This window comes from Microbacterium sp. P26 (assembly GCF_023712585.1).
GTDB classification, from domain to species: domain Bacteria; phylum Actinomycetota; class Actinomycetes; order Actinomycetales; family Microbacteriaceae; genus Microbacterium; species Microbacterium algihabitans_A.
Map to the genome: position 1 here is coordinate 129179 of NZ_JAMAXZ010000002.1, position 22076 is coordinate 151254.

Below are 22076 nucleotides of genomic sequence, written 5' to 3' on the forward strand. Positions count from 1 at the left end.
GGTATTCCGCTCAGCTCAGCAGTTCGAGCCCGCTGAAGAACCCGATCGAGATCGACAGCAGTCCCGCGGCGACCCCCGCGATGAAGCCCGCCGCGGCGAGTTCCCGGGCCATGCGGGCGTTCAGGCTCAGGATGCCGCAGACGAACGACACGAGGGCGAGCACCCACATGCCGATCTGGATCCACGCAAGGTTCTCGAGGTCGGCGATGGCGCTGGCCGTCACGAGGAACAGGTACCAGGCGATCACGATCACGCCGGTGACGAGGGCGATGATCGACACCGCCCGCAGGTCGCCCTTGGGCGTCGGCGGAGCGGGGGGCTCGTCGCGCGGCGGAACGTGGATCGCCGGTTCGAGCGAATCGGGGAGGTCCTCGTCTGCCATGTGCTGATCCTCCCAGGTCGCGAGGTGATTCGGACCTGCTTGACGCCGGCCTACGCGCGGACGACCTCGATGCCGGTGGCCGCGATCGCCTCGGCCGCCCCGTCGGGCAGGGCCGCGTCGGTGATCACCTCGGCCACCTCGGCGAGGCGCAGGGCGCGGTACTTGGCGAAACGGCCGTACTTCGAGCTGTCGGCGATGAGAACGGCGCGCTCCGCGGCCTCGACCGCGGCCCGCTTCGCCTCGATCTTGGCCTCGACGGGGGTGGTGACCCCATGGCCGAGATCCCACGAGCTCGACGAGATGAAGGCGAGGTCGAGCGAGAGCTCGGCGAGGGTGAGGCGGGTCAGGCGGCCGATCGTCGAGAGGTTCGTGCGGTCGACGCGTCCGCCGACCGAGATGAGGTCGGCCGAGGGGTGGTCGAGGAAGGTCTGCACCGTGGCGATGTCGTTCGTCACGACGGTGAGGTCGCGCACGTGCTCGAGGAACGGACGCATGGCCTGCGCCGTGGTGCCGGCGTCGAGGTAGATCGTCATCGTGTCGTGCACGCGGGTCGCCGCGGCGCGCGCGATGGCCGTCTTCTCGGCGATCTCGCTCGTGGCCTTCTCGGCGCGCGAGGGTTCGAGCACGAGCCGGCTGACGAGCTTCGCCCCACCGGTGGTGGCCTGCACGAGCCCCTGCTCTTCGAGCACGGCGACGTCGCGGCGCACGGTCATCTGGCTGACGCCCACCAGATCGCTCAGCTGACGGAAGCTGAGGACGCGTTCGCGATGCAGGGCCTGGACGATGCTCTCCCTGCGCTGATCGGGGATCATCGGAGCGGCTTCGGTCATCGTCGTCCTTCGGTCCCGCTCAGCTTACTGAAGCGGTCGCGGTCCACGGGGTCCCCCAGCGGGCGGTGATCTCGGCCACGCGCTCCGGGGCGATGAGTCGTCGCTGTCGACCGTCGGTGAGCAGCGTGATGCGGCACGCCTCTTCGAGCTCGATCGTGCTGTCGACCGCCGCCGCGGCATCCGCTGCGCTCACGACGGCGCCGTGGTTGGCGAGCAGGGCGGCGCGGAAGGGGAAGGGGCAGTCGGTGATCAGGTCGCCCATCGCGGGGTCGCCCGGGGGTACGAACCCGAGCAGCGGAACCTGGCCCACGCGCATGAGCGAATACGGCGTCAGCGGGGGAACGGCGGAGTGGGGCGCCCAGGGCTCGAGGCACGACACGGCCACGGTCGAGGGGGAGTGCACGTGCACGACGGCACGGTGCTCGGGAGTGCGCGCGTACATCGCGACGTGCAGCGGCACCTCTTTCGAGGGGCGGGCGCCGCCGACGATCTCGCCGTCGAGGGTGAGGACGGCGATGTCGTCGGGGGTCAGGGCGCCCAGGCGGGTGCCGGTGCCCGACATGAGCAGTCGGTCGCCCTCGCGCACGCTGACATTGCCCGAGGTGCCGGGGCTGAGCCCCGCGTCGACCAGGGTGCGGCCGGCGGCGATGAGGTCGTCGAGGGCACTCATGCGAGGGCCTCCCAGGCGGTCGTGAACAGGTCGGGGCCGCCGAAGTTGCCGCTCTTGAGGACGAGGGCGACGGTGTCTCCGGATGCCGACTGGCCGGCGCTCCAGCACACTCCGGGCGCGAGTTGCGGGCCGATCTCGAGACTCGGAACGCCCAGCGCCTGCACGACGGCACCGCTGGTCTCACCTCCCGCGACGACGACCCGGTGCACGTCGCCCGTCGAGACGAGATCGGCCACGACGGCCGAGAGCACGTGTTCGACGGCGTCGGCGGTCGCGGAGGCGTCTCGGCGGATGTCGGCGAGCTCGGTGACCGAGGAGATGAGCGGCAGCTCCGTCTGCGGGAGGCTCCGCACCCAGGCGGTGAGGGCCGCGATCTCGGCGTCGGGGTCGGATGCCGCGGCATCCAGATCCACGCGTCGCATCGTGGCGCCCCGCCCGACGGCGTCGGCGATCTGCGCGCGCGTCGCAGCGGAGGCGGAGCCGCACACCACGAGCCGGCCCGGTCCGACGGCGGGGAGTAGTGTGACCGAGGCGTCGGCGGGGGCGTCGAGGTGCGCTGCGAGGGCCGCGCCTCCCGAGAGCACCCGCAGATGGCGAGATGCCGCGGCGATCACGGCGAGGTCGTCGTCGGTCTCGGCGTCGACGATCAGGTATCCCGGCTCCGCGTCGTCGATCGCGGCCCGGAGGGCATCGGTGCCCGCGTGCACGGTGTCGCGACCGATCTCGGTCAGCGTCGCGGCGGTCTGCGGGGCGAGGATCTCGCGCAGGCGCGACCTCGTCATCGGCGTCAACGGGTGGTGGCGCATCGAGGAGTGCTCGAGCAGCGTGCCGTTCACGTACAGGCTCCCGTCGCGCACGGTGCGTCCGTTCGCGGGGAACGACGGGACGACGATGGTGCGATCGGTGCCCGCCATCGAGACCACCGCATCGAGGACGGGGCCGATGTTGCCCTCGTCGGTGGAGTCGAAGGTGGAGCAATACTTCACATAGAGGCGCTCGGCACCCGCGGCGACGAGGCGCTCGCCGGCGTCGAGCGAGTCGGCCACGGCCTGGGCGACGGGGGCGGTGCGCGATTTCAGGGCGACGACCACGGCATCGTGGTCGGCGGGGACGTCGTTGTCGCCGATGACGACAGCCGTGCGCAGTCCCCGCTCCCGCAGAGCGGTGGCGAGGTCGGTCGCTCCGGTGAAGTCGTCAGCGATGGCGCCGAAGTGCATGGGGAACCTTTTCATCGAGGGCGGGCCGCAACCACGGCCCCTCTCAGTGTATGTGAATATTTGAGAAGATACTTTGACAATTTGTGAGACGGCGTTACAGTTGCGGAGCACCAGGTGCGCTCCCGACGCACCCCATGACTTTCGACGACGTAAGAGGAACAACGGTGATCCACAGCTCGGCACAGCGCCGTCCGGCCCCCATCCGCATCGCGGTGACCGGCGCGAACGGAGGGTACGGCCGCACGCTGCTCGACCAGCTTCGTCGGCTCCCCGACATGGCGGCGGCCCAGCTCGTCGACCCCGACGTCGACGGCGTCCGCCGGATGCTCGCCGACCTCGGCATGACGGGCGATGACATGGTGACGGCGACGGATGCCGCGGAGGCCGCAGCCGCGGTCGACGCCGGGCGCACCGCCGTCGTCGCCGACGCCGCCCACGTCGCCTGGTCGCACGTCGACGTGCTCGTCGAGGCGACCGGCCGCATCGACGCCGGCTTCTCGTACGCCGACGCCGCGCTCGACAACGGCGCCCACGTCGTGATGGTCAGCAAAGAGGTCGAGACGATCGCGGGCGTCGCCCTCAGCGCCAAGGCGCGTGAGCGCGGCCTGCGGTACCTCCCCGGAGACGGAGATCAGCCCGCGAACCTGCTGCGCTTGGTCGACGGGGTGCTCGCAACCGGATTCGACATCGTCGCCCTCGGCAAGTCGGGCGAGTACGACCTCGCGTTCGACCCCGAGACCGGGATCGTGAACCAGAACGGCGTCGAACAGCACGCGCCCGCGCTCGCGGGCCTGCTCGGTCGCGGTGACGACCTGCGCGCCACTCTCACGGCTCGCGCCGAGGCCGTGGCGGGTCTCAAGCGCGCCGCGGCAGCCGACTCGTGCGAGATGAACGTGGTCTCGCTCTACACGGGAGCGACCGCCGACGTCGAGACCATGCATTACCCCGTCGTGCGTCCCGACGAGCTCGCCGACGTCTACGCCGAGCGCGCCGACGGCGGCATCCTGGGCTCCACCGGGGTGATCGACGTGTTCTCGATGCTGCGCCTGCCCGGCGAGGCGAGCTTCGCCGGCGGCGTCTTCGCGATCGTCCGCACGGGAGACGACGTCACGTGGGAGATCCTGCGCGGAAAGGGTCACGTCGTGAGCCGCGACGGCCGCTACGCCTGCATCTACTGGCCGTACCACTTCATGGGCATCGAGACGCCGCTCACCATCGCCGCCGCGGTCGACGACACCGCCGCGACCTCCGAGCCGCGCCAGCACACGGTGCTCGCCGCCCGCGCGTCCACCGACCTCGCCGCCGGAACCCCGTTCCGCGTCGAGGGGCATCACCACGAGATCTCGGGTGTCGCCCCCGTCATCGTCGCCCCCGACGCGGGCGAGATCGCCCCGTACTACCTGCTCTCCGGCGCGCGCCTGCGCCGCGACGTCGCCGCCGGGGAGCTCGTGCGCTTCGCCGATCTCGACGGCGTGCACGAGCCCGCGGCATCCGCCTACCTCTCCGGGCTCGCGCTCGGAGTCTGACCCCTCACCCCCGACCACCAGGAGATCGACGACGATGCACCGTGCCCAGACCATCCCCCTCGCCCCGCGTGGGGTGATCTCGTGAACGTGGAGATCATCGCCCTCATCGTGCTCGTCGCGGTGTTCGCCATCTCGGCGATCCGCAACGTGCACATGGGCGCGCTCGCCCTCGTGGCGGCCTGCGTCATCGGCGTGCTGCTCGTCGGGGAGTCGCTCGACGACGTGCTCGGCGGCTTCCCCGTCGACGCCCTGCTGATCCTGCTCGGCATCACGTACCTCTTCGGCATCGCCCGCGCCGTCGGCACGATCGACTGGCTGGTCGATCGCTCGGTGCGCCTCATCGGAGACCGGGTCGCGCTCATCCCCTGGGCCATGTTCGCGGTCGGCACGCTCGTGGCGTGCCTCGGCACCTCGCACGCGGCGTTCACCCTCGTTCCGATCGCGATGAGCCTCGCGCACAAGCACCGCATCCACTCCACGATGATGGGCATCGCGATGAGCTCCGCGATCGTCGGTGGCGCCCTCGCCCCCACGAGCATCGTCGGCATCACCGTGCTCACGGTGGCCACCACCGCGGGCATCCCCTACAACGCCGCCCTCATGTTCGGCCTCTCGGTCGGCATCAACACCGTCATCGTGGCCGTCGCGTTCCTCATGTTCGGCGGACGCGAGCTCATCGCCCGTGGTCGCGCCGCCAAGGCGGCATCCGGCGAACTCGGCACCGGAGGCTCCGACGGCGTCGCCGGCACCGGCTTCCGCACGCGCCCCCGCAGCGGCGGCACGGCCCTGCTCGAGCAGACCGTGACCCAGAAGCTCACCGGCTATCAGCTCATGACGCTCGTCTCGATCCCCGTGCTCGTCATCGCGTTCTTCACGCTCACGCTGAACGACATCGACCTCAACCTCGGCGCCGTCGCCCTGACGCTCGCCGTGCTGCTCGCCTTCATCAACCCGAAGGCCGGGCGCGAGGGCCTGGCGAAGGTCGACTGGAACACGATCCTGCTGCTCGGCGGCATCATCACGTACGTCGGTGTGCTGACCCGCCTCGGGGCGATCGATCAGCTGGGCGAGTTCGCGCGCTCGGTGAACGAGCCGCTCATCGCCGCGCTGGTGCTGTGCATCATCGCCGGTCTCGTCTCGGCCTTCGCCTCGACGATCGGCATCATCGGCGCCCTCGTTCCGCTCGCCGTTCCGCTGCTGCTGCCCGGCGGTGGTCTCGAGATGACCGGCTTCATCTACGCCCTCGCCATCTCGGCCTCGCTCGTCGACTGCGCGCCGTTCGGAACGACCGGTGCGACCATCGTCGCCTCGGCGCACGAGAGCGAACGCCCCCGCCTGTACAAGCACCTCACGATCTGGGGTCTGTCGATGGTCGTGATCGGACCCGTCATCACGATCGCGATCTTCGTCGTGCCCTTCCTCGGCTGAGCGACACTCCCACGGGAACGGCCCGGGTCACCTCACGGTGGTCCGGGCCGTCGGCGTTCGGTCCTGCGGCCGTCGCGCCCGGTCGACGGGGTCGCCCGCCCGTCGTGCCCGCCCCCGGCTTAGGCTCGAAGCGATGAGAACCGTCGGAGTGGACCTCGCCGCGGCCGCGCCCGGAACCGCGCTCGCCGAGATCGTCTGGTCGTCCGGTGCGGCTCGGCTCGAGCGCCTCGAGATCGGCATGACGGATGCCGACATCGTGGCATCCGTCGCCTCGGGCGAGGTGTGGCTCGGCGTCGACTGCCCGCTGGGGTGGCCCGACGCATTCGTCGACTTCGTCGGGGCGCACCACGCCTCCTCCGAGCCGAGGCTCGGACCGGTGGAGGGTCACGCCGACTGGCGCCGGAAGCTCGTCTACCGCCACACCGATCACGTCGTGCGCGAGCGCATCGGCCGCTGGCCGCTGAGCGTCTCGACCGACCGACTCGGTGTGACGGCACTGCGCGGCGCGGGGCTGCTGCGGCGCCTCGCGGCGGTCGGCTTCCCGGTCGACCGGGCGGGGGAGGGACGCTTGTTCGAGGTGTACCCCGGCGGGTCGCTGCGCCGGTGGGGCTTCGACACCTCGGGCTACCGGGTGGATGCCGCGCGGCGCGCGATCCTCCTCGATGCGCTGCGCGAACGCGCGCCCTGGCTCGACATCGGCGGATTCGCCCCGCTCGCGATCGCGAAAGCCGATGCGTTCGACGCGCTCATCGCCGCTCTCGCCACCCGCGCGGGAGCGCTCGGGTCGTTCGAGAAGCCGGCATCCGACATGCTTTCCGTCGCGCGGCGCGAGGGCTGGGTGGTGCTGCCGGATGGGCCGCTCGAGGTTCTTCAGCCCAACAATTTGGGGTAGGTCAAGGAACGCAGTCGGAGGCGAGCTAGCGGTTTGTCAGTTGTGCACCAGGTCGCGGGCTTCGACCGCAATCCTGCCCATTTCTGAACCTGGGACTGCATCAACACCTAGCGTCGCCCACGCGTCAAGCGCGGCGTCGAAAACGTCGCGTGCTCGACTGTCTGCGCCGCTGGGGGGCTCTTGGAAGACCACGGACACCGGCACGTCCGCTTGAGCGAGATGACTCTCTTGCCCTGCCAGCAATCTCGCCCCATCATCGCGGAGTCTTGTCATGACAAAATTCCAGGACTGCAACTCTTGCTCGAGTAATTCAGTGTCCTTCACGTCGAAGGCGAACGCGTGAGAGAGCTGGTCAACGCGGTGGTCAACCACCGCGAAGTCGAATCGGCCGCGCTGCTTCCCAACAATCGCCCGAGGGCGGCGGAGGAGAGACTCGCCGAGGGCCAGGCTCCCAGTACGTAGGTAAAGATCGTTCAGGTTCTGCACAAGCCGGGTACGCGTCTTGGAGCGCGGGCGCGCGTCTGGGGTTGCGACTAGGGCCGAGTAGAGAAACTCTGCCGCCTCTTCTGCAGACGGTCCATCGACCGGGACCGGATCGCTCAGTTGCAGGATGTTATTGAACCGATGCGAGAGCAGAGATAGCCAGGCGCGGCTCACGGTTTCGGGATTGACTGCGGCAAAGAGGGCGAGGGGAGGGTGCTCGTAATCTCTTACAGATCTCTCGAGACTCTCCAGCCAGGGGCGCAAGGCTTGCGCGTCGCCCCCGAGCCTGCTCGCACGCTTCAGGTTGGGGGCAGACCTGATTGCCCAGTCGCCGCTGTCCCGGCCGACAATGACGGCTATGTTGACCCTTTCGCCCCGTGCGATGTCAGGCACATAGCGAACGAGCCAGTAGTGATACGGCTCATTCATCTCGGTTTTCCTGTCCGGTCAAATGTGTTTCGGGGACGCCAGATCTCTCATGCGCTGAGCAACGGCAGGTGCGCGCCGGTATAGAAGCCATCCCATCGCCTCCAGATCGGCGGTGGGCACTCCCCATTCTACGGGGACCTCCGACATCGCTCCTAGGAGCTCCTCCCTGGTGACAGTCAGCAGCCGGTCCGCCACTTCGTGCAGTCGCGTGCGGTTCAGGCCCGCAGGCGGTGAGCGGAATGACCCGTCGACGCCCACGAGGCTTTGCAGCACCCTCGTATCCCAGTCGCCTTCCCCGGTCGTGAACCACAGGCCGTGGTCGTAGGACCAGATGGATGACGAGGACGCGGCTTCGTATAACCATTGCTCGTCATCCCCAAGGCACCAGTCCCATAGGGCAAGCAGCGAAGCCTGTCGCCGTGAGTTGTCGTCGCGTCGCGTATATGCCATGGCGTCGTCATCCACCGCGCCGCTCACGTGCTTCGACGCATGAGCGACAAGGCGACCACTTGACGGTGCGACGGGGTAATCTCGCCAGGTCATGGCGGTGGGGGTCACCCACGCGAGGTGTCGCTCGCACACCGGGGCTCCAATGAGGTTCCCGACTCGCTCGACAATTACCTCGTTCGCAAGGACGTAGTTTCCTTGCGCGTTGCCAGGCACCTTGAACCAGTATTGGTGACCGTCATCGCCGAGGCCAAGGAAGGCCCCAGCACCTGAAGATTGAGCTCGCCGAACAGGCGCGCGAAGAGTCAGCGCGACTGTAGTCGGACGTTCCTCGTCGAGGTGTCCGACCCAATCTCCCAAATCATCAAACGGGCGGCTCATCACCCGAACTTATCTAAGTGGTCGACCTTCTACTCCGTCTTGCGCTTGGGGTCTTGTTTAGCGGTTCACCCCGCGCTAACGTACAACCAAATGGTTGAACAACAGAGCGACGCCGACATCGACCGGGTGTTCCACGCCCTCGCCGATGCCACGCGACGCGACATCGTGCGGCGCACGCTCGTCTCCGAGCAGTCGGTCACGCAGCTCGCGGCGGCCTACGCGATGTCGTTCGCCGCGGTGTCGAAGCACATCGCCGTGCTCGCCGAGGCGCGGCTGATCACCAAACGCGCGGAGGGGAGGGTGCGACTCGTGCGTGCCGATCCCGCCGCCCTCGCCCGGGCGCAAGAACTGCTCCGGTCGTACGAAGACCTGTGGCGCGGCCGCATCGACCGGCTCGACGCCCTGCTGAGCGAGTCCGAATCCACCCCGAACGAGAGCTAGACGAAGGAGTCCGCCATGCCCGTCACATCCATCGAGAGCGACGCTGAAGCGCTCACCATGACCCTGGTCGCCGATTTCGCCACCGGGCCCGAGCGCCTCTGGCAGGTCTTCACCGACCCACGTCAGCTCGAGCGCTTCTGGGGTCCTCCCGGCTGGCCGGCGACTTTCGCCAGCTTCGACTTCGAGCGCGGGGGCCGCGCGCGTTACGCCATGACCAGCCCGACCGGAGAGATCGCGCGGGGGAGCTGGGAGTTCATCGACATCGACGAGCCCCGTGGCTTCGAGGTGGTCGATTCGTTCGTCGACGAGGGCGGCGACGCGATCCCCGGCATGCCCGCGATGCGCATGACCTTCGCCTTCGATCAGACCGGTTCCGGCTCGCGCCTGACCAATGTGACGTATTTCGACTCGCTCGAGGGACTCGAGCAGGTGCTCGCCATGGGCGCCGTCGAGGGATCGACCCTCGCCATCAACCAGCTCGACGCCGTGCTGCAAGGGCTACGGGAGTTCGCCCAGGGCAAGGGGACGCAGCTCGAGATCCTCGACGACCAGCACGTGCGCATCACGCGGCTGATCGAGGGCCCGCGCGAGCTCGTCTGGCGCGCGCACGTCGACCCCGACCTCATGCGGCAGTGGATGCTCGGCCCCGACGGCTGGCGCATGAGCGTCGCCGACGTCGACGTGTCGGTCGGCGGCGACTACCGCGTCGCGTGGGAGCCCGAACCGGGCACCGAGGGCGAGGGGTTCGGCTTCGACGGCACGACCCTGCTGATCGACGAGCCGCGGCGCATCGTGCAGACCGAGCACATGACCGGCACCGACTTCCCCTCGACCACGAACGACCTGTCGTTCTACGAGGAGGACGGCGCCACACTCCTCACCCTGCTGATCGAGTATCCCGACGCCGCCACCCGCGACACCGTGCTCGCCACCGGCATGGTCGACGGCATGGAGCAGAGCTTCGAGCGGATGGAGCGCGTCGTCTTGGCCTGAAGCGCGACGGATGCCGTGGCCCGGGGTCGCGGCATCCGCTCATCGGAATCGGAGATTCGCACCGGAATCGGATGCCGCGGCTCGCGCGGTCTGATTCTGGTGCGGTTCTCCGATACTGCGAGCGCGCCGGCTCAGGCCGCGGGAGCCGCCCGGCGCACGGCCTCGCGGATGCGCTGCTCGACCTCGGCCGTCACCTCGACCACGGCGAACGACACCGGCCACATCGGCCCGTCGTCGAGCTGCGCGCTGTCGTCGAAGCTGACGGTGCCGTACCGCGTCTTGAACTTCGACGCCGGCTGGTAGAAGACGACGACCTTGCCGTCCTTCGCGTAGGCGGGGAAGCCGTAGTACGTCTTGGGCGTGAGGTGCGACGCCTCTTCGAGCACGATGACGTGCAGGCGCTCGGCGACCGCGCGGTCGACGCCCTCGAGCTTGTCGATCGCCTCGAGGCAGGCCTCGTTCTCCTTCTCGAGCTTCGCCGCGCCCTTCAGGCCCTTCATGGCCTTCAGTTCTTCGGCGCGCTGCTTCATCGCCGCGCGTTCTTCGTCGCTGAATCCTGCTCCACCGGTGGCCATGGCATCCGCCCTCTCGTGCTCTGACGGAAGGGTAGCGCGGGTCTGCCCGGGCGTATCTTCAGTGATTCGCGCATTCTCAGTCCGGGTGGGCGGATGCCGGCGGAGGTTGTGCGTCTTGCTGAGGTTGTGCCGCGCGGGCGCGGGTCGGCCCGGGCGTATCCTCCGCGATTCGCGCATTCTCAGTTCGGGTGGGCGGATGCCGGCGGAGGTTGTGCGTCTTGCTGAGGTTGTGCGGCGCGGGCGCGGGTCGGCCCGGGCGTATCTTCAGTAATTCGCGCATTCTCAGTTCGGGTGGGCGGATGCCGGCGGAGGTTGTGCGTCTTGCTGAGGTTGTGCGGCGCGGGCGCGGGTCGGCCCGGGCGTATCTTCAGTGATTCGCGCATTCTCAGTTCGGGTGGGCGGATGCCGGCGGAGCTTGTGCGTCTTGCTGAGGTTGTGCGGCGCGGGCGCGGGTCGGCCCGGGCGTATCTTCAGTGATTCGCGCATTCTCAGCCCGCATCGGCGGATGCCGACGGAGGTTGTGCGTATCGCTGAGGTTGTGCCGAGCGCGCCGGTGCGCTCAGGCCTGCCGCAGCCCCTCCTCGAGCGCGACCCACGCGAGCATCGCGCACTTCACGCGGGCCGTGTACTTCGACACCCCCGACAGGGCGGCGGCGTCCGCGAAGGTCTCCTCGTCGAGGGGGACCTTGCCGCGGGACCGCAACGCCTCGCGGAATTGCGCGATCAGCGCCTCGACATCGGCCTTCGCCATGCCCTCGTCGCCGCCGTCTTCCTGCAGCAGGGCGACCAGCATCGACGCGGACGACTGTGAGATCGAGCAGCCCGCACCCTCCCACGTGACGGAGCTGACGCGGTCACCGTCGACGGAGACGCGCAGGGTGATCTCGTCGCCGCAGATCGGGTTGCGCTGGTGCACGGTCGCGCTGTGCGCCCCGGGTTCGGCCAGGCCGAAACCCCGACGGTTCTTCGCGTGGTCGAGGATGAGCTCCTGGTACAGCGACTCGAGCCCGCTCATGCCGCGGCCCCCACGCCGAAGAACCCGCGCACGCCCGAGACGGCGTCGAGCAGGGTGTCGATCTCGGCCTCCGTGGTGTGGATCGCGGCGCTCGCGCGCACCGACGCCGTCATGCCGAATCGGCGGTGCAGCGGCTGCGCGCAGTGGTGTCCGACGCGCACGGCGACGCCGCGCGAGTCGAGGAACTGACCCACGTCGTGCGCGTGCACGCCCTGCACCTCGAAGGCCTGTAGGGCGACGCGCTCGGCGGCATCCGTGTCTCCGAGAAGACGGATGCCGTCGATCGAGCGCAGCCCCTCACGCAGGCGCTTCTCGAGCGCGGCCTCGTGGGCGTGCGCGGCGTCGAGGTCGTGCTCGCCGAGCCAGCGCACGGCGGCGGCGAGGGCGACGGCCTGCGACACCGGCTGCGTGCCGGGTTCGAAGCGCTGCGGCGGGGGCAGGTACTCGGCCTTGTCGAGCGTGACGGTGGTGATCATCGACCCGCCGGTCGTGAACGGCGGCAGTGCGTCGAGCACCTCGTCGCGGCCCCAGAGCGCCCCGATTCCGTAGGGCCCGTAGACCTTGTGGCCCGAGAAGACGGCGAGATCGACTCCGGATGCCGGCAGGTCGAGGCGCAGATGAGGTGCCGACTGGCACGCGTCGAGCACGGTCAGCGCGCCGACGCCGCGGGCGAGGGTGACGAGCTTCGCGACGGGGTTCACGATGCCGAGCACGTTCGACACGTGCGGGAAGGCGACGACCTTGGTGCGGTCGCCGATGAGCTCGGCCGCAGCGTGCAGGTCGAGCATGCCGTCTTCGAGCACGGGGATGTGGCGCAGGCGCGCACCGGTCCGGGCGGCGAGCTCCTGCCAGGGGATGAGGTTGGCGTGGTGCTCGGCCTCGGTCACGACGATCTCGTCGCCCTCGCGGAGGCGCCCGGCGTACCCGAGCGAACCCGCCACGAGGTTGAGGCCGGCGGTGGCGCCGCTGGTCCACACGAGCTGCTCGGGCTCGGCGCCCACGAACTCGGCGACGGTGACGCGCGCGTCTTCGAACAGCTCGGTGGCCTCGGCCGCGAGGCTGTGGGCCCCGCGGTGGACGGCGGAGTTCGCCCGCTCGAGAAACTCGCGTTCGGCCTCGAGCACGGCGCGCGGCTTCTGGCTCGTCGCCCCCGAGTCGAGGTACACGAGGGGGTGACCGTCGATCTCGGTCTCGAGGATCGGGAAGTCGGCGCGCACGGCGGCGACGTCGAAGGGGAGGCTCACCCCTCCAGGCTACGTCGCGCCGAGTGGGTGGGTGCCGTGCGGTCGGCTCGGGGTCTCGTGGGGTCGGTCGTGAGGCGCCCTGGGCCGCGAGACTGCTTCTCGCTGACAACCGCGCGTCATCCTGCAACGGAGACGTCAGCGAGATGCAGTCTCGGCGACAGTTCATGGAGGAACTACTTGCCAGTAGGGAAAGTACATGTCACAGTAGAAGGGTCGAAAGGATCCGCCATGGACCACACGCCCACCGTCACCCCGACCGAGGCGCGAGCGCTGCTCGACCACGCCGACCGCCTCAGCCACTCGGCGCACAACGCCACGCGGTGGCCGTACATCACCTTCATCGTCGCGTTGGGCGTGGCGACCTCGATGGGCACCTTCGCCATGGCCCTCGCGACCGGCGACGCCTTCGGTCTCGCCTACGTCAGCCTTCTGGCGGTGATGTTCGCGCTCATCATCTTCTTCGTCATCAGCATCCAGGGGCGGGCCGCCTTCGCACGCGGTCGCCGCTGGACCACCTACATCGCCAGCTGGTTCGTCTCGTACGCGATCGCGCTCTCGGTCGTGATCTGGGCTCACGGCAACGTGCTGCTCGCGAGCCTCGCCTCGGGCCTCGTGCTCGTCGTGTCGTTCGTGTGCGCGGCCCGCGAGGCCCGGTCGTGACCATGGCCGCCTCGCACCCGCGTCACCGTCTCGACGAGCTGCTGCAGAATCCTGTGCGCTTCTCGATCGTCGCGGCCCTCGACCGCGCGGGCACACTGAGCTTCAAAGAGGTGCGCGACGCGATCGAGGTGACCGACTCCGCGCTCAGCAAGCAGGTGTCGAGCCTTGAGGCGGCGGGATACGTCTCGGTCGGCAAGTCGTTCGCGGGCAAGATGCCGCGCACCTCGCTCACCCTCACCACCCAGGGTCGCGCTGCCTGGCGGAGCCACCTCGCGACCTTGCGTGAGATCGCGGGCGACGCGTCGTGAGCGCGGCGTGGGGCCCGGCGTGCGGCCTCGCGGTCGCCCCGGCTTCCGCCCCCGCCGGTGTCGGGCCCAGCAGTCTCGCGGCCTCGCTCACGGGCCGCGAGACTGCATCTCGCTGACAACCGCGCGTCATCCTGCAGCGGAGATGTCAGCGAGATGCCGTTTCGGTGCACGAACCCCCGGCGCCCGGGCCCCGCGAGCGAAGAGTGAGGAATGCTCCCGCGGCCGTTCGCGAATCGTGAGGGCCGCGGATCCGCCGCCCGACGCGGCGTAGACCGGATGCCATGACCCTCACGGCCCTGCTCCCCACCCTTCGCGCCAGCATCCCGGCGCCCTTCGACGCGGCGGCATGGCCCGCCGGCTCCGCGCCCACCCTCGACGACGTCACGGTGCGGGCGATGTCGGTCGGTCGGTACGCCGATATCTGCGGCACGCCCTGCGTGTGCACGGGGCCCGCGGTGATCCCGGCCTCGGGCGGGGTGGCATCCGCGATCCTGTCGACGACCGTCGTCGTGGCGACGGTGACGGATGCCACGCCCGACACCCTGCGCCTCGACGCCTGCGTCACAGGGCTCGAGGCCGTCTGGCGCGAGGCGCGGCTCATCGGACGCGTCTCGCACGCCTACGACGAACCCTTCGCCGTCGTCGACGCCCACGGGGAGGAGTCGTGCGGAACCGTCGTGCTCCCCGGCGACGTGCGCGTGGGCGACCGCATCGCCTTCCCGTGTCCCGGATGCCACACGGTCGGAGAACTGCGCTGATGCTGCTGCACTCGATCGTGTTCGCGTCGCGCTGCGCCCGGGTGCAGGCCGAGTTCCTCGCGACGGAGGTCGACGACGAGAGCGGCGACGACACGCTCGTCGACATGCGCTGAGGGTGAAGAACTCGGCGTCGTCGGCTTAATCGGACGAGGTCCGTCGGATCGCTGCGCGTGACAGGGGTGACGATGGCGGAGACCGTGCCGAGCGTGCGGCGCTCCACATCGCCGCTCACCGAGCGAAAGGCCGCGCCGATATGTCCGAGCACCTCACCCCCGAGCACCGCATCCCCTCGCGCCGCGCCGTCGTCGGCGCTGCGGCCCTCACCGTTCCCGCGGTGGTGCTGGCCGTGACCTCGCCCGCGCACGCGGGGTCGGACCCGGGGGCGGTCACGCTGACCTTCAGTTCGACCCTCGTGCGCTCCGGCGAAGCGGTGAACGTCACCATCGTGCGCAAGGACGCGTCCGGCCGGCCGCTGGCGGGGCAATCCGTGACGTTGAGCGGAACGAGCGGGGCGTGGCAGTTCGCCGCTCGCGCCGGCACGACGGACGCGAACGGCGTCTTCCGCACGCAAGCCATCGCGACCGGTCGCGCCGACGCCACGGCCACGGCAACCGCGACGGCGACCGGAAGCGGCGGAACGGCCTCGGCCTCGACGACCGTGACCTTCGCCCGCCGGGTGCTGTCGGTGTCGGTCTCGCCGACCAGCGTGGCCCCGGGCGGCAAGGCCACGGTGACGGTCAAGGTCACCGACAACGCCGGGAAGAGCTGGGCGGGCCAGTCCGTCTCAGCGTCGGCGTCGGGCGGGGCGACGCTGGCGGCGAGCTCGGGCACCACCAGCTACTACGGCGTGTGGACGACGCAGATCACCGCGCAGGCGGCATCCGGATCATCGACGATCACGGCGGCGTACCGCGACAGCGATCAGAACCTCACCGCGACGGCGACGCTGACGATCTCGTGAGCCGCTCGTGGCCCGTCGCACCCTGCGGCGGCGTCGTGCCGACATGATGGGATCATGACCGACGCGGACCGCACAGCGAAGCAGTGGGGCGGATTCGCGCTGGGGCTCGTCCTGATCGTGATCGGTGCGTCGCTGGCGTTCGCCGCCGGGGCGGTGATGACGGGCGTCGTCTTCTCCATCGGCGGGGCGGCCATCACGATCGGGCAGGCGATCTGGATCGCCCGCACCCGCGGCACACGGAAGTGAGCGCCGGTCACACGACCAGTCGGTAGCCCATCCCCTGCTCGGTGAGCAGGTGCACGGGGTTCGACGGATCGGCCTCGAGCTTCTTTCGCAGTTGCGACATGTACAGCCGCAGGTAGCCGGAGTCGGCGACCTGTTCGCTCGCCCAGATCTCCTTCAGCAGCGTCTGGCGCGTGACGAGCGAACCGGGGTTGCGGGCGAGGAACTCCAGCATCCGCCACTCCGTGGGGGTGAGATGCACCCGAGTGCCCGCGCGCAGCACGGCCTTGGCCGCCAGGTCGACCTCGACGTCGCCGAAGCGCACGACGGCGTCTCCCGCCGAGGGCACCGACCGCCGCGCGTGCACGCGCAGGCGCGCGAGCAGCTCGTCGATCTGGAACGGCTTCGTCACGAAGTCGTCGGCGCCGGCATCGAGCGCCTCGACCTTGTCGGCCGAGCCCGTGCGGCCCGACACGACGATGATCGGCGCGGTCGTCCACCCGCGCAGGGCCTCGATCACCTGCACGCCGTCGAGATGCGGCATGCCGAGATCGAGCAGCACGATGTCGGGATGCGCTTGGGCGGCGAGGGTGATCGCTGCGGCGCCGTCGGCCGCGGCCACCACGTCGTAGCCGTGCGCGGCGAGCGTGATGCGCAGAGCGCGGACCAGCTGCGGGTCGTCGTCGGCGATGAGTACCTTCACGGCGTCCTCCTGGAGATTCCGGATGCCATGGCAGCCGCGCCCGCGACGGGGAGCGCCACGACCATGGTGAGCCCGCCGCCGGGGGTGTCTTCGGGGGTGAGAGTACCGCCCATGCCCTCGGCGAACCCGCGCGAGAGCGCGAGGCCGAGGCCGAGGCCGGCGGTGTTGTCCGTGTCGCCGAGGCGCTGGAACGGCGAGAACATGTCTTCGCGGCGCTCGGCGGCGATGCCCGGTCCGTGGTCGATCACGCGGATCTCGGCCGTGCCGCCGAGGCGGCTCGTGGCGATGCGTACGCGCTCGCCGTCGGGCGTGTAGCGCTGGGCGTTCGTCAGCACGTTGACGAGCACCCGCTGCAGCAGCACCGGGTCGGCGCTGAGCATCGGCAGGTCGGGGTCGAGGGCGAGCTCGACGTCGTCGGGGCCGAGATCGAGCTCGTCGAGCGCCATGAGCACCACGCCCGCGGCATCCGTCGGCGTGAGCGACACCGCGAGCACGCCCGCCTGCACGCGGCTCACGTCGAGCAGGTCGGTCACGAGGATCGAGAGCGTCGCGAGACTCTCGTCGGCGGTCTCGAGCAGTTCGCGACGGTCGTCCTCGGAGAGGTGATCACCGGCGGCGCGCAGGCCGCCGAGCGAGGCGACGGCGGCGGCGAGGGGCCGGCGCAGGTCGTGGCTGACAGCGGAGAGAAGGGCGCTGCGCACCTGATCGGTCTCGGCGAGGGCTCCGGCCTCGGCGGCGGTCTCGGCCAGGTCGGTGCGCTCCAGGGCGGCCGCGAGCTGCGCGACGACGACGTCGAGCAGGCGGCGCTCCGAGGCGTCGAGGTCGCCGCCGTGCAGCTCGAGCGTCGCGCGTCCGTCACCGACCGCGACCGACACGGAGCGCTCGTCGCGCACGGGCTCGCCGTCGGTTGCGAGAACCGTGCCGTCGGCGGCGACGAGACGCACTCCGGCCAAGCCGAAGGCCTCTCGGGCACGGGTGACGAGGGCGGGCACCGTGCTCTCGCCGCGCAGCACGCTGCCCGCGACGGTGGCGAGCAGCTCGGCCTCGGCCGTGGCGCGGCGGGCGGAGCGGGCCCGGCGGGCAGCCTGGTCGACCACGGTGCTCACGAGAGTCGCGATGACCACGTACAACACCAGCGCGATCGTGTTCGCGGGATTGCTGATGGTCACGGTGTAGAGCGGCTCGATGAAGAGGAAATTGAGCGTGAAGCCCGACAGGACCGCTGCGAAGAGGGCCGGCCAGATCCCGCCGATCAGCGCCACGACCACGACGAGCAGCTGATACACGAGCACGTCGGCGGCGATCGAGTCGTCGGAGCCCGTCGAGATCAGCAGCAGCGAGATCAGGGGTCCCCCGAGCACGGCGACGACGAAGCCCAGGATGCGACGCTTCGCGCTCAGCGCGGGGCCGCTCAGGCGGGGGAGCGTGAACCGGCCGCCCGCGCGCGCGTGGCTGACGATGTGCACGTCGATGTCGCCCGACAGGCGGATGACGGTGGCGCCGATGCCGGGACCAGTGAGGGCGGCGGCGAGACGGCCGCGGCGGCTCACGCCGATGACGAGCTGCGAGGCGTTGACCGACCGAGCGAAGTCGACGAGAGCGGTCGCCGGCTCATCGCCCACCACCTGGTGGTACGAGCCGCCGAGTGATTCGACGAGGGCGCGCTGCTCGGCGAGCGTGGCCGGGGCGCTCGTGCGCAAGCCGTCCTGGCTCGACACGTGCACGGCGAGCAGCTCGCCGCCGGCCGAGCGGGCCGCGATGCGAGCCCCGCGGCGGATGAGCGTCTCGCCCTCGGGGCCGCCGGTGAGGGCCACGACCACGCGCTCGCGCGCCTGCCACGAGCCCTCGATGCCGTGCTCGGTGCGATAGCGCTGCAGGGCCGAGTCGACCTCGTCGGCGAGCCACAGCAGGGCGAGCTCGCGCAGCGCGGTCAGGTTGCCGAGGCGGAAGTAGTTCGACAGTGCGGCGTCGATGCGCTCGGCCGGATACACCGAGCCCGCGGCGAGGCGATCGCGCAGAGACTGCGGTGCCAGGTCGACGACCTCGATCTGATCGGCGGAGCGGACCACGGCATCCGGAACCGTCTCGCGCTGCACGACGCCCGTGATCTTCTCGACCACGTCGTTGAGAGATTCGATGTGCTGCACGTTCACGGTCGTGATCACGTCGATGCCGGCGTCGAGCAACTCTTCGACATCGGTCCAGCGCTTCTCGTTGCGCGAGCCCGGCACGTTGGTGTGCGCGAGCTCGTCGACGAGTGCGATGCGCGGATGCCGCTCGAGCACGGCGTCGAGGTCCATCTCGTCGAGCTCGACGCCGCGGTGGGCGACGGCGCGGCGGGGGATGACCTCGAGGCCCTCGGCTTGCGCTGCGGTGGCGACGCGGCCGTGGGTCTCGACGATCGCGATGACGACGTCATGGCCTTCCTCGCGCAGGCGCCTGCCCTCTTCGAGCATCTCGTACGTCTTGCCGACACCGGGTGCCATGCCCAGCAGCACGCGCAGGCGTCCGCGCTTCACGGGGCGCTCCTCGGGGCGAATATTCCCGAGCCTGCCGAGGTCCCTGAGCTTGTCGAAGGGACCGCGACCCCCGCGTACGCTTCAACAGGCTCAGCGACCGCTCGCCCTTCTGCGACGCCCGCGGACGCTTCGACAGGCTCAGCGACCGCTCGCCGCTCGGCGACCGCTCGCTCGGACGCACGGCGCCGCCGCCGCGCGAAAGGCGCGACGGCGGCGGGTGACAGAGTCATGTCCCTGATTCTCGTCTCTCAGAGGGCGTCGAGCGCGCGATTGAGCTCGACCACGTTCACGCGCGGGTCGCCGAGGTATCCCAGGTCGCGCGAGATCGTGTGCGCGCTCACGAGGGATTCGACCTCGGATGCCGAGAGGCCGCGGGCCTCCGCGACGCGGGCGACCTGGCGCTCGGCGTTGGCTACAGAGATGTCGGGGTCGAGTCCGGATGCCGAGGCGGTGAGCGCATCCGCGGGGATCTGCCCCGACCCGTCGAGCTCGACCGAGGCGGCCTTGCGCTCCTCGATCGCGGCGATGAGGTCCTCGTTCTCGGGCCCCCAGTTCGATCCGCTCGAGGCGGTCGAGTCGTAGCCGTCGCCCGCGGCCGAGGGACGGGACTGGAAGTACTGCGGGAGGGCGTTGCCGTCGGCATCCGCGAAGGACTGCCCGATCAGCTGCGAGCCCGACACCTGTCCGTCGGCGGTTTTGATGAGCGAACCGTTCGCCTGGAACGGCAGGGCGACCTGGCCGACCGCGGTGATCAGCAGCATGTAGCCCACGCCGAGGAGCAGGGTGAAGACGGCCATCGCGCGGACGGCGACGCCGGTGGTACGCAGGGTGGTGCGCATGACGGGGCCTTTCAGAAGCCGGGGAGCAGGCTCACGACGAGGTCGATGAGCTTGATGCCGATGAAGGGGACGATGACGCCGCCGAGCCCGTAGACGAGCAGGTTGCGGCTGAGGATGCTCGACGCGCTCGCGGCGCGGTACTTCACGCCGCGCAGGGCGAGAGGGATGAGCACGATGATGACGATCGCGTTGAAGATGATCGCGCTCGTCACGGCGGATGCCGGGGAGTGCAGGCCCATGATGTTCAGCGCCGCGAGGCCCGGGAACACGCCCATGAACATCGCCGGGATGATCGCGAAGTACTTCGCGATGTCGTTGGCGAGCGAGAACGTGGTCAGCGCGCCGCGCGTGATGAGCAGCTGCTTTCCGATGCGCACGATGTCGATGAGCTTCGTCGGGTCGGAATCGAGGTCGACCATGTTGCCGGCCTCTTTCGCGGCCGAGGTGCCCGTGTTCATCGCGACACCCACGTCGGCCTGTGCCAGGGCGGGCGCGTCGTTCGTGCCGTCACCGGTCATCGCGACGAGGTTGCCGCCCTCCTGCTCGCGCTGGATGAGGGCGAGCTTGTCTTCGGGCGTGGCCTCGGCGAGGAAGTCGTCGACTCCGGCCTCTGCGGCGATCGCCTTGGCGGTGAGGGGGTTGTCGCCCGTGATCATCACGGTGCGGATCCCCATCGCGCGCAGCTCGCCGAAGCGCTCACGCAGACCGTCCTTGACGACGTCCTTGAGGTGGATGACGCCGAGGATGCGGCCCTCGCCCTTCGACAGGGTCGCGACGACCAGGGGCGTGCCGCCCGACTGGGCGATCGCATCCGTCTCGCTCATCAGCTGCGCGCGCAGCGCCGGGGCGACCGGGCTGCCCGAGGTCTCGAGCCACGCGAGCACGGCCGAGCTCGCGCCCTTGCGCACCTGCGTGCCGTCGACGAGGTCGAGGCCGCTCATGCGGGTCTGCGCGGTGAAGGGCACGGGCTCCGCACCGCGGGGCATCTCGGCGATGATGCCCTGGGCGGCGGCAAGCTCGACCACCGAGACCCCCTCGGGCGTGGGGTCGGCCTGCGACGACAGGGAGGCGTACTCGGCGAGCTCGGGGCCACCGACCCCCTTCATCGTGACGAAGGCCGAGGCGCGGCGGTTGCCGTAGGTGATGGTGCCGGTCTTGTCGAGCAGCAGGGTCGTGACGTCACCGGCGGCCTCGACCGCGCGTCCCGACATCGCGAGCACGTTGCGCTGGACGAGGCGGTCCATACCCGCGATGCCGATGGCGCTCAGCAGCGCTCCGATGGTGGTCGGGATGAGGCACACGAGCAGGGCGATGAGCACCGGGATCGAGACGGGGGATGCCGCGTACGAGGCGATCGGGTTCAGCACCAGCACCACGACGACGAAGACGATGGACAGGCTCGCGAGCAGGATGTTGAGCGCGATCTCGTTGGGCGTGCGCTGACGCGACGCGCCCTCGACCAGGGCGATCATGCGGTCGACGAAGGTCTCGCCCGGCTTCGAGGTGATCTTCACCACGATGCGGTCGCTGAGCACGCGGGTGCCGCCGGTGACGGCGCTGCGGTCTCCACCCGACTCGCGCACGACCGGGGCGGACTCGCCCGTGATGGCCGACTCGTCGACCGTCGCGATGCCCGAGACGATGTCGCCGTCGCCGGGGATGAGCTCCCCGGTCTCGACGAGCACGATGTCGCCGACGCGCAGATCGCCCGAGGGGACGTCTTCGGTGGAGGCGCCGGATGCCGAGGGGTCGGCCTTCTCGTCGTACGAGACGACGCGGCGGGCCGAGGTCGTCGTGCGCGTCTTGCGCAGGGTCGCGGCCTGGGCCTTACCGCGGCCCTCGGCGACCGACTCCGCGATGTTCGCGAAGAACACGGTGAGCCACAGCCAGATGGCGATGCCCCAGGTGAAGCCGAACGGCAGGCTGTCGTCGCTTCCGCCGACGAACGGCTCGGCGATCGCGATGAGCGTCGTCAGGGCAGCTCCCACCCAGACGAGGAACATCACGGGGTTGCGCCACTGGGCGGCGGGGTTGAGCTTCTTCGCGGCGCCCGGAAGGGCGGCGACGACCTGCGCGGCGCTGAACGCGCGGCGCGGAGCGGAGGCCGGGGCTTCGGCCATGGCCGGCCCTTCGACAGGCTCAGGGGCCGTAGG

At 70.1% G+C, this 22076-nt stretch carries 22 protein-coding genes; 10 read left to right on the plus strand and 12 right to left on the minus strand.

All coding sequences use genetic code 11. The features are described from left to right. Window positions 1-10 precede the first annotated feature (10 nt). Genes M3667_RS04235 through otnK form a run of 4 tightly spaced genes read right to left on the minus strand, consistent with a single transcriptional unit; the run spans window position 11 to window position 3099 of the window. Window positions 11-382 carry a hypothetical protein gene (locus tag M3667_RS04235; protein WP_251505392.1) on the minus strand — a complete coding sequence of 124 codons (372 nt, stop codon included), beginning with the start codon at window positions 380-382 and terminating at the stop codon, window positions 11-13. A 50-nt stretch (window positions 383-432) separates the two neighbouring features. Further along, window positions 433-1212 carry a DeoR/GlpR family DNA-binding transcription regulator gene (locus tag M3667_RS04240; protein WP_251505395.1) on the minus strand — a complete coding sequence of 260 codons (780 nt, stop codon included), beginning with the start codon at window positions 1210-1212 and terminating at the stop codon, window positions 433-435. Window positions 1213-1231: 19 nt separating this feature from the next. Next, window positions 1232-1882 (minus strand): class II aldolase/adducin family protein, encoded by a 651-nt coding sequence (locus tag M3667_RS04245; RefSeq protein WP_251505398.1) that lies wholly within the window; start codon window positions 1880-1882, stop codon window positions 1232-1234. Next, on the minus strand, window positions 1879-3099 hold the full coding sequence (gene otnK / locus M3667_RS04250) for a 3-oxo-tetronate kinase (protein ID WP_251505401.1): 1221 nt from the start codon (window positions 3097-3099) through the stop codon (window positions 1879-1881). Before otnK ends, M3667_RS04245 begins: the two co-directional genes overlap by 4 nt. A 164-nt stretch (window positions 3100-3263) precedes the next feature. Here otnK and M3667_RS04255 point away from each other — a divergent pair, with 164 nt between their 5' ends. The 3 genes from M3667_RS04255 (at window position 3264) to M3667_RS04265 (ending at window position 6945) form a co-directional block, all read left to right on the plus strand. Next, complete coding sequence (locus tag M3667_RS04255; protein WP_251505403.1) at window positions 3264-4625, plus strand: homoserine dehydrogenase; 1362 nt, start codon at window positions 3264-3266, stop codon at window positions 4623-4625. A gap of 81 nt (window positions 4626-4706) precedes the next feature. After that, window positions 4707-6053 (plus strand): SLC13 family permease, encoded by a 1347-nt coding sequence (locus tag M3667_RS04260; RefSeq protein ID WP_251505406.1) that lies wholly within the window; start codon window positions 4707-4709, stop codon window positions 6051-6053. A gap of 133 nt (window positions 6054-6186) precedes the next feature. After that, on the plus strand, window positions 6187-6945 hold the full coding sequence (locus M3667_RS04265) for a DUF429 domain-containing protein (RefSeq protein ID WP_251505409.1): 759 nt from the start codon (window positions 6187-6189) through the stop codon (window positions 6943-6945). Window positions 6946-6981: 36 nt separating this feature from the next. Here the strand turns inward: M3667_RS04265 and M3667_RS04270 are convergent, their stop codons facing one another. Further along, a complete protein-coding gene (locus M3667_RS04270; RefSeq protein WP_251505412.1) occupies window positions 6982-7857 on the minus strand; it encodes a DUF3037 domain-containing protein in 876 nt (291 codons plus the stop codon). 918 nt (window positions 7858-8775) lie between these two features. On the opposite strand from M3667_RS04270, the gene M3667_RS04275 reads away from it, so the two are divergent. Next, the gene (locus tag M3667_RS04275) at window positions 8776-9126 is read left to right on the plus strand and encodes a helix-turn-helix transcriptional regulator (RefSeq protein WP_251505415.1); all 351 of its coding nucleotides are present in this window, start codon (window positions 8776-8778) and stop codon (window positions 9124-9126) included. Window positions 9127-9141: 15 nt separating this feature from the next. Beyond that, entirely contained in the window at window positions 9142-10119 is a 978-nt protein-coding gene (locus M3667_RS04280; protein WP_251505418.1) for an SRPBCC family protein, read from the plus strand. Window positions 10120-10250: 131 nt separating this feature from the next. Here the strand turns inward: M3667_RS04280 and M3667_RS04285 are convergent, their stop codons facing one another. The 3 genes from M3667_RS04285 to M3667_RS04295 all read right to left on the minus strand — a co-directional run bounded on the left by M3667_RS04285 (window position 10251) and on the right by M3667_RS04295 (window position 12953). After that, on the minus strand, window positions 10251-10694 hold the full coding sequence (locus tag M3667_RS04285; protein WP_251505421.1) for a hypothetical protein: 444 nt from the start codon (window positions 10692-10694) through the stop codon (window positions 10251-10253). Between the two features lie 559 nt (window positions 10695-11253). Continuing rightward, entirely contained in the window at window positions 11254-11709 is a 456-nt protein-coding gene (gene sufU, locus M3667_RS04290) for a Fe-S cluster assembly sulfur transfer protein SufU (RefSeq protein WP_251505424.1), read from the minus strand. Further along, window positions 11706-12953 (minus strand): SufS family cysteine desulfurase, encoded by a 1248-nt coding sequence (locus M3667_RS04295; protein WP_251505427.1) that lies wholly within the window; start codon window positions 12951-12953, stop codon window positions 11706-11708. The genes sufU and M3667_RS04295 overlap by 4 nt, the downstream gene beginning before the upstream one ends. 228 nt (window positions 12954-13181) lie before the next feature. Here M3667_RS04295 and M3667_RS04300 point away from each other — a divergent pair, with 228 nt between their 5' ends. The 5 genes from M3667_RS04300 (at window position 13182) to M3667_RS04320 (ending at window position 15886) form a co-directional block, all read left to right on the plus strand. Next, window positions 13182-13613: a chemotaxis protein CheY gene (locus M3667_RS04300; RefSeq protein ID WP_251505430.1), complete on the plus strand. Its 432-nt coding sequence runs from the start codon at window positions 13182-13184 to the stop codon at window positions 13611-13613. 2 nt (window positions 13614-13615) lie between these two features. Next, on the plus strand, window positions 13616-13921 hold the full coding sequence (locus tag M3667_RS04305) for a transcriptional regulator (RefSeq protein WP_251506500.1): 306 nt from the start codon (window positions 13616-13618) through the stop codon (window positions 13919-13921). Between the two features lie 281 nt (window positions 13922-14202). Next, window positions 14203-14679 (plus strand): hypothetical protein, encoded by a 477-nt coding sequence (locus M3667_RS04310; protein WP_251505433.1) that lies wholly within the window; start codon window positions 14203-14205, stop codon window positions 14677-14679. Window positions 14680-14932: 253 nt separating this feature from the next. Further along, on the plus strand, window positions 14933-15640 hold the full coding sequence (locus tag M3667_RS04315; RefSeq protein WP_251505449.1) for an Ig-like domain-containing protein: 708 nt from the start codon (window positions 14933-14935) through the stop codon (window positions 15638-15640). A gap of 54 nt (window positions 15641-15694) precedes the next feature. Then, window positions 15695-15886 carry a hypothetical protein gene (locus tag M3667_RS04320; protein ID WP_251505454.1) on the plus strand — a complete coding sequence of 64 codons (192 nt, stop codon included), beginning with the start codon at window positions 15695-15697 and terminating at the stop codon, window positions 15884-15886. Window positions 15887-15893: 7 nt separating this feature from the next. On the opposite strand, the gene M3667_RS04325 is transcribed toward M3667_RS04320, so the two are convergent. The 4 genes from M3667_RS04325 to kdpB form a co-directional block, all read right to left on the minus strand. Continuing rightward, on the minus strand, window positions 15894-16565 hold the full coding sequence (locus tag M3667_RS04325) for a response regulator (protein ID WP_251505457.1): 672 nt from the start codon (window positions 16563-16565) through the stop codon (window positions 15894-15896). Next, on the minus strand, window positions 16562-19084 hold the full coding sequence (locus M3667_RS04330) for a DUF4118 domain-containing protein (protein ID WP_251505461.1): 2523 nt from the start codon (window positions 19082-19084) through the stop codon (window positions 16562-16564). Before M3667_RS04330 ends, M3667_RS04325 begins: the two co-directional genes overlap by 4 nt. Window positions 19085-19332: 248 nt before the next feature. Next, on the minus strand, window positions 19333-19923 hold the full coding sequence (gene kdpC / locus M3667_RS04335; RefSeq protein WP_251505464.1) for a K(+)-transporting ATPase subunit C: 591 nt from the start codon (window positions 19921-19923) through the stop codon (window positions 19333-19335). Window positions 19924-19934: 11 nt separating this feature from the next. Beyond that, the gene (kdpB, locus tag M3667_RS04340; RefSeq protein ID WP_251505467.1) at window positions 19935-22043 is read right to left on the minus strand and encodes a potassium-transporting ATPase subunit KdpB; all 2109 of its coding nucleotides are present in this window, start codon (window positions 22041-22043) and stop codon (window positions 19935-19937) included. Window positions 22044-22076 lie beyond the last annotated feature (33 nt).

Bases quoted from the DNA above. Each gene is read 5' to 3' on its own strand.
- M3667_RS04235 (WP_251505392.1), bottom strand. From the start codon at position 382: ATGGCAGACGAGGACCTCCCCGATTCGCTCGAACCGGCGATCCACGTT.
- M3667_RS04240 (WP_251505395.1), bottom strand. From the start codon at position 1,212: ATGACCGAAGCCGCTCCGATGATCCCCGATCAGCGCAGGGAGAGCATC.
- M3667_RS04245 (WP_251505398.1), bottom strand. From the start codon at position 1,882: ATGAGTGCCCTCGACGACCTCATCGCCGCCGGCCGCACCCTGGTCGAC.
- otnK (WP_251505401.1), bottom strand. From the start codon at position 3,099: ATGCACTTCGGCGCCATCGCTGACGACTTCACCGGAGCGACCGACCTC.
- M3667_RS04265 (WP_251505409.1), top strand. From the start codon at position 6,187: ATGAGAACCGTCGGAGTGGACCTCGCCGCGGCCGCGCCCGGAACCGCG.
- M3667_RS04270 (WP_251505412.1), bottom strand. From the start codon at position 7,857: ATGAATGAGCCGTATCACTACTGGCTCGTTCGCTATGTGCCTGACATC.
- M3667_RS04275 (WP_251505415.1), top strand. From the start codon at position 8,776: ATGGTTGAACAACAGAGCGACGCCGACATCGACCGGGTGTTCCACGCC.
- M3667_RS04280 (WP_251505418.1), top strand. From the start codon at position 9,142: ATGCCCGTCACATCCATCGAGAGCGACGCTGAAGCGCTCACCATGACC.
- M3667_RS04285 (WP_251505421.1), bottom strand. From the start codon at position 10,694: ATGGCCACCGGTGGAGCAGGATTCAGCGACGAAGAACGCGCGGCGATG.
- sufU (WP_251505424.1), bottom strand. From the start codon at position 11,709: ATGAGCGGGCTCGAGTCGCTGTACCAGGAGCTCATCCTCGACCACGCG.
- M3667_RS04300 (WP_251505430.1), top strand. From the start codon at position 13,182: ATGGACCACACGCCCACCGTCACCCCGACCGAGGCGCGAGCGCTGCTC.
- M3667_RS04305 (WP_251506500.1), top strand. From the start codon at position 13,616: ATGGCCGCCTCGCACCCGCGTCACCGTCTCGACGAGCTGCTGCAGAAT.
- M3667_RS04310 (WP_251505433.1), top strand. From the start codon at position 14,203: ATGACCCTCACGGCCCTGCTCCCCACCCTTCGCGCCAGCATCCCGGCG.
- M3667_RS04315 (WP_251505449.1), top strand. From the start codon at position 14,933: ATGTCCGAGCACCTCACCCCCGAGCACCGCATCCCCTCGCGCCGCGCC.
- M3667_RS04320 (WP_251505454.1), top strand. From the start codon at position 15,695: ATGACCGACGCGGACCGCACAGCGAAGCAGTGGGGCGGATTCGCGCTG.
- kdpC (WP_251505464.1), bottom strand. From the start codon at position 19,923: ATGCGCACCACCCTGCGTACCACCGGCGTCGCCGTCCGCGCGATGGCC.
- kdpB (WP_251505467.1), bottom strand. From the start codon at position 22,043: ATGGCCGAAGCCCCGGCCTCCGCTCCGCGCCGCGCGTTCAGCGCCGCG.